Here is an 11397-nt window from a genome sequence, read left to right as displayed (position 1 = left end):
GGTCCACGGTGGTGGCGGTGCGGGGCGTGCCCGACGGGGCCGGGGGGTTCGGGGTGTCGACGCCCGCGCGCCGTCCACCGCGTCACCTCGTGCGAGGTGCGCGGGACAGCGCGTCGGAGCGGTTGCGGGTCGTCCGGTTCAGCCGCGCGGGGGCGCCCGGCTGGTCCACGGCGTCCGCTCGGCGGCCGCCTTCCCCTCGCCGCCGACCGCGCCGCCGACCGGGCGTCCCGGTGCGACGTGCGCGTCACCGGTCCGGCCGAGCACGGCCCACCAGGTGTGCGCCAGGTCCGCGGCCGGCGCCTGCCGTGCCGCCAGCGACAGCCGGAGCCAGTCGTGGAGGTCGTCGTCCACCGAGGGCGCGGCGGATGCCGACTCGCCGAGCACCGGCCGGTCCGACACCGGGTACGGGGCCGCGTAGCCGTCGGCGACGTGCGGGGCGACGACGACGCCCACCCCGAGCAGCACCAACAGCAAGGCAGGCAGGAGCCCGAACCGGCCCGCCCGCGCTGCTGTCCGCACCTGCCCGACTCTCCTCACCGCACCGATGCCCTTCCGGGCGTGGGACAGCCTACGTGCGCCGCACCGCCCCGCGGTACCGCTCCCTCGGCGGCACTCCGCGGCCCTGGAACCGGCGCCGTGCGCGGGACTCCACCGGCACCGCGGTCCGGGCGGTGTGCTGCGGTGCGCGCCGGGAGCTGCTGCAATCGGGGTCATGACCCCCGACCGGACCGCTCCCTCGGCCAACCCCGACCTCGTGACCTTCGGCCACGGCACCGCGGACCGGGCCGCGTTGGCGGACCTCCTGCGGGGCGCGGGCGTCACGTCCGTCGTGGACGTCCGAACCGCGCCCGGCAGCCGCCGCGACCCCGACCTCGCGCGGGAGCGGTTGGCGCGGTGGCTGCCGGAGGAGGGCATCGGCTACCGGTGGGAGCAGCGCCTGGGCGGCTTCCGAAAACCACCGCCCGACTCGCCGGACGCGGTGTGGCGCAACGCGTCGTTCCGCGGGTACGCCGCCCACACCCGCAACCCGGAGTTCGTCACGGCGATGGACGTGCTGGTGGGGCAGGCAAGCGGGGAGCGCACGGCGGTGATGTGCAGCGAGTCGGTGTGGTGGCGGTGCCACCGACGGCTGATCGCCGACTTCGCCGTGGTGGCGCGCGGCCTGCGCGTGCACCACCTGATGCACGACGGACGCCTCACCGCGCACGAGCCGACGCCGGGCGTGCGCCTGCGCGACGACGGCCTGCTCGGGTACGACGCGTGAAGCCGACCGCCGGGCGCGGCGCGCCGGTCAGGCGGCTCGTCCGGTGGCCGGCGCCGAACGCCTCCCGCGCACCAGGTTCACCGCCGCGAGCACGACTCCCAGGCCGACCAGGATCAGACCCCGCACCCAGACCGCGCCGTCGATCCGGGTGAACAGCAGCACGCAGGACGCCAGCCCCAGCCACGGGACGACGACCGGCACCCGGAAGTGGTCGGCCTCGCCCTCGTCGCGGCGCAGGACGAGCACGGCGGCGTTCACCGCCACGAACACCACCAGCAACAACAGCACGAGCGTCTCGGCCAGCGCCGCCACCTCGCCGGTCAACGCCAGCGCGAGCGACACGGCCGTCGTGGCCAGGACCGCCACCCACGGCGTCCGCCTGCCCGGCAGCACCCGGGCCAGCGGCGCGGGCAGCAGGCCGTCCCGGGCCATGCCGTAGGCCAGCCGGGACGACATGATGCCGGTGAGCAGCGCGCCGTTGGCCACCGCGACCAGCGCCACCAGGCTGAACAGCCCCTCCGGCACCGCGCCCGCCAGGCGCACGACCTCCAGCAGCGGACCGCTGGACGCCGCCAGCCGGTCGGTCGGCACCGCGGCCGAGGCCACCACGCCGATCAGCAGGTACACCGCGCCGGCGGTGAGCAGCGCGCCGAACAACGCCCGCGGGTAGGACCGGCGCGGCTCCTTCACCTCCTCGGCGAGGTTCACCGACGTCTCGAACCCGACGAACGAGTAGTAGGCGAGCACCGCGCCGGCCAGCGTCGCGCCCAGGACCCCCTGGTCCCCGGTCCCGACCTCGGTCAGCCGGCCGAGGTCGGCGTCACCGCGCAGCACCACCCAGGCGCCCAGGCCGATGATCAGCAGCAGGCCGCCGACCTCGATCACCGTGGCCACGACGTTCGCGCCGAGCGACTCCTTGATGCCGCGGATGTTGAGCAGCGCCAGCGCGCCCAGGAACACCACCACGACCAGCGCGGTCGGCAACGAGACCAGCTCGCGCAGGTAGTCGCCGGCGAACGCCCTGGCCAGCGCGCCGACCGACACCACCCCCGCGGCGAGCATGCAGAACCCGGTGAACGAGCCGACCGCCGGGCCGAACGCCTTGGTGGCGTAGTGGGCCGAGCCACCCGCCCGCGGGTACTTCGTCGCCAGCTCGGCGTAGGAGCCCGCGGTCAGCGCGGCCAGCAGGAGGGCGGTGAGCAGGGGCAGCCAGACCGCGCCGCCGGACTCGCCCGCGACCGACCCGACCAGCACGTACACCCCCGCGCCGAGGATGTCGCCGAGGATGAAGAAGTACAGCAGGGGCGTGCTCACTGCCCGCTTGAGCGAGGAGACCATGCCGTCCAGTACCCCGTTCGCCGCACGCCGAAGCCAGGACGACGGGCCGCGCCCGGCACGCGGGGTCAGGGGGGCGACACCGGGTTCGCGGCGGCGAGCAGGTCGGGGCGCCAGTTCTCCAGCAGGTCGGGCTTGCCGAACAGGTATCCCTGCACGTAGTCGCAGCCCGCGTCGCGCAGCCAGCGCTCCTGCGCCGCCGTCTCGACGCCCTCCGCGACCGTCCGGGCGCCCAGCGCGGCGGCGAGGTCGATGATGCACCGCACCACGCCCTCGGTCCGCCGGTCCTCGCCCAGGCCGTCGGTGAACGACTTGTCGATCTTGACGAGGTCGAACGGGTAACGGCGCAGGTAGTTCAGCGACGAGTAGCCGGTGCCGAAGTCGTCCAGCGCCACCCGCACGCCCAGCTCGCGGACCTCCCTCAGCACCCGCATCGCGTCCTCGTCGGCCCAGACCGACTCGGTGACCTCGACCGTGAGCCGCCCCGGCGCGAGCCCGGTGGCCGTCAGCAGCTCGTGCACCTCGGCGGGGAACCGGTCGCCGGCCAACTGGCCGGGTGAGACGTTGACCGCCACGCCGAGCGCCAGGCCGCGGTCCTGCCAGCGCACCGCCTGCTCGCACGCGGTGCGCAGCACGTGGCTGCCCAGGGGCACGATGAGCCCGCTCTCCTCGGCCAACCCGATGAACCGGTCGGGGCCGAGCAGGCCGTGCCCGGGTCGCTGCCACCGCACCAGCGCCTCGGCGTGGGTGGTGCGCGCCGAGGCCAGGTCGATGATCGGCTGGTAGTGCAGGACCAGCTCGTCGTTGCCCAGCGCGGCGGACAGGTCGGCCCGGTCCCGCTGCCGCGCGGCGACGTCCTCGCCCATCGCGCGGCGGAACGACCGCACCCGTCCCCCGCCCTCGCGCTTGGCCACGTACATCGCCACGTCCGCGTCGCGCAGCAGGTCCTCGGCGGTGCGGCCGGTGCCGTCCCGACCGGCGACGGCGACGCCGATGCTCGACCGGATGCCCGTGTCGCCGCCGGCGGCGTCGGGCGCGGCGAGGGCGGCCAGGACCTGGCCGGCCCGGTGGGCGGCGTCGTCGGCGGAGGTCGTGAGCACGGCGAACTCGTCGCCGCCGAGGCGGGCCACCACGTCCGGGCCGCCGGTCACGGTCCGCAGCCGCCGGGCCGCCTCGACCAGCCGCCGGTCGCCCGCCTGGTGCCCTTCGACGTCGTTGACCTCCTTGAAGTGGTCCAGGTCGATCAGCAGCAGCGCGACGTCGCGGCCCTCGCCGAGCGCCCGGTCCGCGAGGTCGAGGAAGTGCCGCCGGTTGACCAGCCCGGTCAGCTCGTCGCACTCGGAGCGCTCGCGCAGCTCGTCCTCCCACCGCCGCCGGGCGGTGACGTCGACCACGGCCACCATCACCCGACCGCCCCGGCCGCCGTCGCGGACGGCGACGGGGTGCAGCGCGAGCGTGGCGCCGGGCCGCTCCAGCCGCAGCTCCACCGGCTCCGGCCCCGGCCGGGCGCAGCCCCGGTCGCACGCGGTGAGGTCCGCGCCGTGCGGGCACGGCACCGCGCCCGGTTCGTCCCAGCCCAGCAGGTCGGCGGCGCGGTCGTTGAACAGCTCGGGCCGGCCGCCATCGAGGAGCACCAGGCCCACCGGGCTGGCGCGCACCGCGGCCTCCGCCGTCCGGTGCGCGCGGTCGGCGCGGTCGCGGGCGGCGTCGGCCAGGCGGGCGGCCCGCGCGGTCTCGTACAGGGCCACCGATTCCACGACCAGGCCCACCAACGGCATCAGCACCGGCGCGAGGGCCTCCGGTCCGGGGTGGACGCGACCGCTGAGCACCGTCACCCCCACGCCGACGAGGTACCCCAGCACGGGGAAAACGGCCCGCGCCGGGAACCGGTAGTCACCGTCGAGCAGCACCCGGCGGACCGTGACGCCGAAGAGGAAGCCGAGCACCGGCTGCGGGGCCGACAGCAGCAAGGCCCCGGCCAGGATGGCGGCCGTCTCGGTGGAGACGACGCCCCACCCGTCCCGGCCGGGCCGCAGCACCCACCCGCCGGTCACCACCACGACGACCAGGGCGACGGCCGCGCCGAAGGGCGCGGGTCCGGTGAACGCCACCTGCGCCGCGAACACGACCGCGCCCACCCAGGCGAACGCGGTGGTCCACCGTCGGACGCGGCGGAGACCCGCCCGCACGTCGAAGGCGTCATCAGAGAGCGCGACGGCCGCGCCGACCCGACGTGCCACACCCCTCCCAGGCAAAGCGCGACAGCCGCGCACCGGAACCCGACGATGGCGCCCGGCATCGATACCGCGCCGCCGAGCGCCGCGTGATCCTAGCCCTCACGGGGGACATCCGGCTACACACCGTGAGCACCCGTCGGGCCGACCGGGTCCGGCGGTGCTTCGAGACGACCGACTACGCCTACCGGCGGCCGGTCGAGGCGGGGCGCGACCCGCAACGGGCCCCGCACTCGACCATCGTGCTGTTCGACGCCCCGCCGGAGCCGCTGTGCCGGCGCCGGCACATGAACACCGACGGGAGCCGCGCGCAGCTGGTCGTCATGCCGCACGTGACCACCCGCCACATCGACCGGCTGTGCGAGGAGCCGGCCGACGCGGGGAGCGGGTCGTGAGCGGCGAGGTCCTGCCGGTGCCCGACCGGGTGTGGGACGGCGTGGGCGACCGGCCCGTCGCGCGCTCGCGCGTGCTGGTCCGCGGCGGGCGCGTGGCCGAGGTCGGGGAGCGCGTGACCGCGCCGGCCGGGGCCGACGTGGTCGACCTGGCCGGGCACACGCTGCTGCCCGGATTCATCGACTGCCACGTGCACGTGGTGGACGAAAGCCTGGACACCGCGCCGGTCGCGGAGCAGACCGTGCGCGCGATCCCGCCGCTGCGCACCCTGCCGGCCAACGGGTTCACCACCGTGCGCGACCTCGGCGGCTCGGACCAGCCGATCACCACCGCCCTGCGCGACGCGGTCGCCGACGGCGTCGTCCCCGGCCCGCGGATGGTCGTCGCGCCGAACATCCTGTCCGCGCGCGGCTCGCACGGCGACAAGGAACCGGAGTTGACCGCCCGGTTCGGCGTGGAGGTCGGCGTGGTGGCCGACGGCGCGTCCGAGGTGGTGCGCCGGGTCCGCGAACAGGCCGGGGCGAAGGCCGACTGGATCAAGTTCGCGGGCAGCGGCGGGTTCAGCTCCGCCGTCGACAGCCCCACCGACGTCGGCTACTCCCAAGCCGAGGTGGACGCGCTGGTCGCCGCCGCCTCGGACCTCGGCCTGCCCTGCGCCGGGCACGCCTTCAACGACGAGGCCGTGGTGCGGGCCGTGCGGGCGGGCGTGCGCTCGGTCGAGCACGGGAGCCTGATCGGCCGGGACACCCTCGACCTGCTGGTGCGGCGGCGGGTGCCCCTGGTGCCGACGTGGTACTGCGTCGAACACCTCCTCGACCGGGTGGACGACGGGGAGTTCCGGGCCGGCAGGCCGCCGGAGGTCCGGGAGAAGCTGCGCGGGCACGCGGACGGGCTGCGCGCGACCGCCGCCCTGGTGGCCGGTTCCGACGTGGTGCCGGCCTTCGGCACCGACGCGGGCCTGTTCCCCCACGAGGACAACTGGCGGGAGTTCCCCACCATGGCGCGGCTCGGCGTCGAGCCGGTCCGCGCCCTGCGCGCCGCGACCAGCGTCGCCGCGGACCTGCTCGACCGCCCCGACCTCGGCCGGGTGGCGCCGGGCGCGACCGCGGACCTGGTGGCCGTGCCGGGCGACCCTTTCGAGGACATCGAGGTCACCGGACAGGTCGGTTTCGTGATGCGCGAGGGCTCGGTCGTGCTGCACCGCGCCGGCGGCGTGTCCCGGCTCTGAGCCGCGTCGGTGCCCGCGCGCTCACGGAGTGGACGCGCTTGCCAGGTCGAGGCTGCCTCGGGTTAACTCCCGCCGTTATCCCGAGGCCATCTCGACTTGAGGAGCAGTCCCATGACCACCCAGGCCCGGTCCCGCCCGTTGGGTCTCGCGTTGGCGGCCATCGTCGGCGCCGAGTTCCTGCTGCAACTGGACGGCACGATCGTCACCGTCGCCCTCCCGTCCCTGCGCGCCGACCTCGGCGTGGACGTGGCCGCGGCGTCGTGGGTGCTCAACGCCTTCTTCGTCGCCTTCGGCGGCCTCCTGCTGCCCGCCGGGCGGCTCGGGGACGTGCTCGGCCACCGCCGGGTGTTCCTCGCCGGGATCGGCCTGGTCACGGTCGCGTCGCTCGTCGCGGGCCTGGCGCCGGCGTTCGAGGTCCTGATCGCGGGACGCGTGCTCCAGGGAGCGGGCGCGGCGATCGCCGGTCCCGCCGGCCTCGCCCTGCTGGCCGCGCTGTTCCGGGGCGAGCGGCAGGCCAGGGCGTTCGGGCTGTACTCGACCGTGACGGGGCTCGGCGCGGCCTCCGGCATGATCCTCGGCGGGCTCCTCACGGCGGTCGGCGAGTGGCGGTGGAGCCTGCTGGTCAACGTGCCGGTCGGCGTGCTCGTCATCGCGGTCGCGCTGCGCGCCGTCGGGACCCGTGACGAGGGCATTCGGGCGCGTTCGCTGGGAGCGCCGAGCGCGGTGCTGGTCACCCTCGCGCTCGCCGCGGGCGTGCTCGGGCTCGTCCGCGCCGCCGAGGACGGGTGGCTCGCGCCCGGGGCTCTCGTGCCGCTGGCGGTGTCGGCGGCGCTGGTCGCCGTGCTGGTCGTGGTCGACGGGCGGGCCGCCGAGCCGCTCCTGCCGCGCCGCGTCTTCGCCGGCCGGGAACGCGTCGGCGGGTTCGCCACCCTGCTCCTGCTGGCCTCGGTGCTGACCGGTTTCCTGTTCCACACCGGCCTGTACCTCGCGGGCCCGCTCGGCTTCGACCCGCTGCGCACCGGTCTGGCGATCCTGCCGTTCGGGCTGGCGCTGCTGGTCGCGACCCAGGTCCTCGCCGGGCGCGTGGCGAAGGTGCGCCCACAGGTCCGGGCGGTCGCCGGGCTCGTGCTGGTCGCCGCGGGCTTCGGGTGGCTGTCCCGGCTCGACGGCGACAGCACGTACACCGCCGGTGTGCTGCCCGCGATCGTGGTGCTGGGCGTCGGCGTGGGCCTGGCGATCGTCCCGGTCAACGTGATCGTGCTGTCCTCCTCGGACCCGGCCGACACCGGGATCACGGCGGGCATCCTCCAGACCGCCCTGACCGTCGGCGGCGCGATCGGCCTCGCCGTGCTGCTGCTGCCGTTCTCGGCCGGCGACGGGGGCGCGGACGCGGTCTCCTCGGTGTTCGCCTGGAGCGCGGGGATCGCCGTGCTCGCGGTCCTGGTGTCGCTGGTGTTCTGGTTCGGCCCGCGCCGCGCCGCCCGGTAGCCTGGGCGTCACCAGCCGGTTGGAGGGATCAGTGACGGCCTACCTGGCCCGACGGCCCAAGCGCGCGGACGGGCGGCGCAACTACGACCGCATCCTCGAAGCCGCGCGGGAGGCGTTCGACGCCCGGGGCACCGACGCCGCGCTGGAGGACGTCGCCCGTGCCGCCGGCGTCGCCATCGGCACCCTGTACGGCCACTTCCCCACCCGCGAGACGCTGATCGAGGCGTCGGTGCGCGACAGCCTGGACGACCTGCGCGCCGACGCCGAACGCCTCGCCGAGGCGGCCGCGGACGACCCGGTCGGCGCGCTCACCGCGTGGATCCACCGGGCCGTCGCGCACTGCAGCACGTTCCGGGGCCTGGTCGGGTTCCTCGCGGCGAGCACCTACGACGAGGGCACGCCCCTGCACCGCTCGTGCGTCGAGATGCACGCCGCCGGCGGCGCGTTGCTGGCCCGTGCCCGGGAAGCCGGCCGGGTGCGCCCGGACCTGACCGCCGAGGAGCTGTTCACCGCCATCACGGCCGCCGCGTGGGCGCGCGAGAACTCGCCGCCGGGGCAGGACCACAGCGCGCGGCTGATCGAGTTGCTGATCGACGGGTTCCGCGCGGGCGCCCGCTGAGCCCGCGTCGGTCGAAATGGCGGGCGCCGCGCAGCGGGTCGTTGCTACAGTTCGCCGGCCGGCCGCGGGACTCCGGCGCGACTTCCGGAACCCGCCTTGGAAGCGACGATTCGCTGATCGTGCCCCCACTCCCCGGTCGGCACCCCGACACCCCCGGAGCGTGGACGCGTGGACGCCCTCACCGCCGACGACATGATGATGTTCATCAACGCGGCGACGACGTCCACGGCGCAGGGCGAGTTCCACGGCGGGGCCGCGGACCAGCGGCTGTCGCTGGACTTCCTGCACGACTACGTGATCGGCAACTACCGCGACCTGTACGCGGCGGCGCTCGCGCTGGACATCAACGACCACAACGCGGCGCTGATCGTCCGCAAGCTGCTGGAGACCACCGGCGACGCCACCGAGGAGCAGCGGCGGGTCGAGGGCGCGCTCATCGCGCGCCGCTTGCGGCTGCTGCCGCCGCAGCGCGTGTACGACCTGTTCGGGGTGCTGCGGCGGGCACGGGTGAACAACCGGCGCACCCGCGCGATCATCCGCGACTGGGTCGCGGCCCGCCCCGACCCGGCGTTCGACGCGGTGAAGTACCGCACCGGGTTGAAGCGGGCGCTGCGGCACGCGCACGTCGCGCCGGCGGGCGAGCTGGCCCCGTTCCTGTTCACGACGGGCCACCGGCGCCGCTACGACACCCCGCTGCTGGAGACGTGGCGGCGGGCGCACTACGAGCAGGCGTCGGTGTACGGGCTGCCGTACACGGTGGCCGAGGGGTTCGCCGCCAAGCACGGCATCGACCGGGCGACGTTCCTCAAGCGCATCGAGCCCCGCCTGACCAAGCTGGAACGGCTGCGGGTGCAGGGCGCCGCGCGTCGAGGCGGCGCGGACGTGGCGATCGACCTCGGCTCGATGCCGCTGACCCGCCTCGCCTCCTACGTGCTCTCCCTGCCGATGACCGAACGCGTCGAACGGCGCGACGAGCTGACCGACGCCCTGCGCGCGGCCGCCGTGCGCGCCGCCGGGCGGGCCGCGGGCGCCTGGGGCCGGGTCGCGGCCGTGCTGGACGACAGCTTCTCGGCGTCGGGGTCCGCGCAGAAGCGCCGCCGCCCGCTGGCGGTCGCCCTGGCGTGCCACCACCTGCTGGCCGAGCTGGCGTCCGAGTACGTCCCGTTGTGGACCTCCGGCCGCACCGACGCCCTGCTGGCCCACCCGTACGGGATGACGCCGCTGGGCGAGCGGGTGCTCGACGCGCTGGAGCACGCGCCGGACCGGCTGCTGATCGTGTCCGACGGCTGGGACAACGCGCCGTACGGGCTGGCGGCCGAGGTGCTGCGGGTGTGGCGGACGCGGCTCGACCCGGAGCGCCGGGTGGTCGCGGTCCACCTCAACCCGGTGTACGACGCGGTCGACTTCGACGTGAAGCGGCTCGCGCGCGCCGTGCCGACCGTGGGCGTGCGCGACGCGGAGGACGTGCCCGCCCTGGTCGAGTTCGCCCGGTTCACCGAGGGCAGGGCCGGGGTCGCGGACCTGCGGGCGCACTTCGACGACCGGGTGGCCCGCTTCCTGGAGGAGGGATGATGCCGACCGGCCTGACCACGCGCCCGGCCCAGGTGTGGGGCGGCGTGCGACTCGTGCCGTTGACCCGGGACGAGCCCATCACCGGCCTGCGCCTGCACGCCCGCGTCCACGGGGACGAGATCGGCGTCGTCCAACTGGACCGCCGCAGGCACTACGTGTCCTACATCCCGCACGGTTTCGTCGCCACGTGGGGCGACGACCGCCCGGTCGCCGCCTACGGCACCCAGTTGACGAAGGGCTCGCAACCGCCCGCGCACGGCATGGGCCTGCGCTTCCACCGCCGGATGGCCAAGCGGGTCGGACGCGACCGCCTGCGGTTCCTGCCCCTGCACCTCGCCGTCGAGGGCTACCTGTCGCTGCACTTCGGCGGCCCGACGGTGGTGTGGGAGGAGTGGTCGCAGCGCGCCGTCCGCCGCGGCCTCTCACCGCGCGTCGAGGAGGCGTACACGGGGGCCGACGTCCAGGGCCTCGCGGACGCGCTCAAGCACTTCGAGATCCACCCGGACCAGTGCGGCGTGCTGGTGTACGTGGCCGACACGCCGGCCGCCGCCTTCGTCGTCCCGCACCCGGACGACTACCGCGCCCTGCACACCACCCTGTTGCAGGACATGTACGGCGAACTCGTCCACCGCCACGCCACCCTGGCCACGCCCGTGCCACCTTTCGACGTGCGACTGCCCGACGACATCACGTCACTGGCCGACCTCCGCGCGGCAGCCGCCCGCGAACAAGCCGAGTGGTCCCGCTTCCACGACCGGACCATGGCGGACGGCCTCCTGGCCGAACCCCACACCGTGCGCCACACGTACCGGCTGGGCGACTACACTCTGTCCCGCTTCCTGCCGGCGTTCGGCCTCAAACAGGAGAACCACATCGGCGAACTGATCACCGCCCGCGACGGCCGCCTGGCCTACCTGAAGACGTTCCGCCTGTCGGAGTCCCAGGTCCGCCGCGGCCACCTGCTGACCACCCTGGCGGCCCACGACTGGCACCTCCCCACCGCCGCCTCCGCCCTGGGCATCACCGACGCCCAACTGGGCCTGCGCCTGGACGCCGCCGGCTTCGGCGCACTGCTCCGCGAAGACGTCCTTGCCCGCTACCGCGCCGGCTGACAACACACACCCCCAAGTGCACCACCACCACGCCGCCCTTCCCCAACAGAAGGGTTCCGTGTCATCCCGCCGACCTGGCGCAGCCCTACCGCGCGTGTCAAGGGGGCACTTCCAGCCCTACCGCACCTGACGCTGGAACCGCCCCCTTGACG

Annotated in this window: 10 protein-coding genes; 7 read left to right on the top strand and 3 right to left on the bottom strand. The window is 75.3% G+C overall.

What is annotated here, in order from left to right; genetic code table 11:
* Positions 1-138: 138 nt before the first annotated feature.
* Positions 139-519, bottom strand: a complete 381-nt coding sequence (locus ACFXGA_RS37280; RefSeq protein WP_378096901.1) for a hypothetical protein — start codon at positions 517-519, stop codon at positions 139-141.
* 193 nt (positions 520-712) lie between these two features.
* Between ACFXGA_RS37280 and ACFXGA_RS37275 the strand changes: the two genes are divergently transcribed.
* Positions 713-1264 (top strand): DUF488 family protein, encoded by a 552-nt coding sequence (locus ACFXGA_RS37275; protein ID WP_378096899.1) that lies wholly within the window; start codon positions 713-715, stop codon positions 1262-1264.
* A 27-nt stretch (positions 1265-1291) separates the two neighbouring features.
* Here ACFXGA_RS37275 and ACFXGA_RS37270 read toward each other — a convergent pair whose 3' ends face one another.
* On the bottom strand, positions 1292-2602 hold the full coding sequence (locus ACFXGA_RS37270; protein ID WP_378096896.1) for an APC family permease: 1311 nt from the start codon (positions 2600-2602) through the stop codon (positions 1292-1294).
* Positions 2603-2667: 65 nt separating this feature from the next.
* Positions 2668-4839, bottom strand: coding sequence for a putative bifunctional diguanylate cyclase/phosphodiesterase (locus tag ACFXGA_RS37265; protein ID WP_378096893.1), 2172 nt, complete (start codon positions 4837-4839; stop codon positions 2668-2670).
* 122 nt (positions 4840-4961) lie between these two features.
* On the opposite strand from ACFXGA_RS37265, the gene ACFXGA_RS37260 reads away from it, so the two are divergent.
* The 6 genes from ACFXGA_RS37260 to ACFXGA_RS37235 all read left to right on the top strand — a co-directional run bounded on the left by ACFXGA_RS37260 (position 4962) and on the right by ACFXGA_RS37235 (position 11245).
* Positions 4962-5228, top strand: a complete 267-nt coding sequence (locus ACFXGA_RS37260) for a hypothetical protein (RefSeq protein ID WP_378096890.1) — start codon at positions 4962-4964, stop codon at positions 5226-5228.
* Complete coding sequence (locus tag ACFXGA_RS37255; protein WP_378096887.1) at positions 5225-6454, top strand: amidohydrolase family protein; 1230 nt, start codon at positions 5225-5227, stop codon at positions 6452-6454. Before ACFXGA_RS37260 ends, ACFXGA_RS37255 begins: the two co-directional genes overlap by 4 nt.
* Before the next feature lie 111 nt (positions 6455-6565).
* Positions 6566-7942, top strand: coding sequence for an MFS transporter (locus ACFXGA_RS37250; RefSeq protein ID WP_378096884.1), 1377 nt, complete (start codon positions 6566-6568; stop codon positions 7940-7942).
* 31 nt (positions 7943-7973) lie between these two features.
* Positions 7974-8561, top strand: a complete 588-nt coding sequence (locus tag ACFXGA_RS37245) for a TetR/AcrR family transcriptional regulator (protein ID WP_378096881.1) — start codon at positions 7974-7976, stop codon at positions 8559-8561.
* Positions 8562-8729: 168 nt separating this feature from the next.
* Positions 8730-10133 (top strand): hypothetical protein, encoded by a 1404-nt coding sequence (locus ACFXGA_RS37240; RefSeq protein ID WP_378096878.1) that lies wholly within the window; start codon positions 8730-8732, stop codon positions 10131-10133.
* Complete coding sequence (locus tag ACFXGA_RS37235; RefSeq protein ID WP_378096875.1) at positions 10133-11245, top strand: hypothetical protein; 1113 nt, start codon at positions 10133-10135, stop codon at positions 11243-11245. Before ACFXGA_RS37240 ends, ACFXGA_RS37235 begins: the two co-directional genes overlap by 1 nt.
* Positions 11246-11397: the final 152 nt, after the last annotated feature.

It is taken from the genome of Actinosynnema sp. NPDC059335, from assembly GCF_042752395.1.
GTDB lineage: Bacteria > Actinomycetota > Actinomycetes > Mycobacteriales > Pseudonocardiaceae > Actinosynnema.
Note: the sequence above shows the minus strand (reverse complement) of the source record. Positions and strands in the feature narration are given on the sequence as shown.